Below are 757 nucleotides of genomic sequence, written 5' to 3' on the forward strand. Positions count from 1 at the left end.
GTTTGCAGCCTTAGGAGATCACAATGAGTTTAAATGAAAGCAAGCAGAGCATTGATGAGTGTGATGAGGATATCAAAAAATATGAAAAGGAAATTAAAGAACTTAATCAAAAGATAGATGCGTATGAAGAAGCGTTCAAAAGAAAGAACGATCTTATAGATACACTAGAAGCAGAAGTTGTATTACGCGATGCAGAAATAGAGAAGCTTAAAGACGAACTTAAGCAGCGTGATGCATCTGTAAAAAATCCTTCTCATAAGAATAAGAAAAGTAAGTGAGGAGAGAGATGGGTTTTATTGCACTTATTATATCTTGTTATGCAGCTTATAGCGCTTTTAAAACCATAAAAATGCTTAGAGAAGAGCTAGATGAAAAAGACAAAACAATAGACGAGCAAAATCATCTAATCAAAAAATTATCTCATTCTAACATTTCCTATTGTGCGAATTGCAGCAAAATTGTGTGCAGAGAAGTCGTTTAAAGCATCATTCCTAAAAAAGAATAATCAGTAAATACAGGTGATTTAAATGTCTCATACAATTCTTTGTTTTGATCTAGGAACGAAGACAGGGTGGGCGATACGCGGTGCGGATGGTGGTATCACTAGTGGCACCGTTGATTTTAAATCACGCCGTTTTGAAGGCGGTGGTATGCGTTATTTACGCTTTAAACAATGGCTTAATGAAATAAAGCAGGCAGCAGGTCAAATTGACGCGGTGTATTTTGAAGAGGTGAGGCGTCATGTTGGTACAGACGC

Annotated in this window: 2 protein-coding genes and 1 pseudogene; all 3 read left to right on the top strand. The window is 36.7% G+C overall.

Annotation, left to right across the window (positions count from 1 at the left end; translation table 11 throughout):
- Positions 1–23 precede the first annotated feature (23 nt).
- On the top strand, positions 24–278 hold the full coding sequence (locus PVV65_RS09870) for a hypothetical protein (protein ID WP_273790039.1): 255 nt from the start codon (positions 24–26) through the stop codon (positions 276–278).
- 8 nt (positions 279–286) lie between these two features.
- The gene (locus PVV65_RS09875) at positions 287–481 is read left to right on the top strand and encodes a hypothetical protein (protein ID WP_273790040.1); all 195 of its coding nucleotides are present in this window, start codon (positions 287–289) and stop codon (positions 479–481) included.
- 46 nt (positions 482–527) lie between these two features.
- Positions 528–757: pseudogene (locus PVV65_RS09880) on the top strand (hypothetical protein); the annotation flags it as partial.

Origin of the sequence: Bartonella sp. ML70XJBT (assembly GCF_028618425.1) — a bacterium.
Lineage (GTDB): Bacteria > Pseudomonadota > Alphaproteobacteria > Rhizobiales > Rhizobiaceae > Bartonella.

What these genes read in the sequence shown, in the direction of transcription:
- PVV65_RS09875 (WP_273790040.1), top strand. Translation starts at nt 287, where the DNA reads ATGGGTTTTATTGCACTTATTATATCTTGTTATGCAGCTTATAGCGCT.
- PVV65_RS09870 (WP_273790039.1), top strand. Translation starts at nt 24, where the DNA reads ATGAGTTTAAATGAAAGCAAGCAGAGCATTGATGAGTGTGATGAGGAT.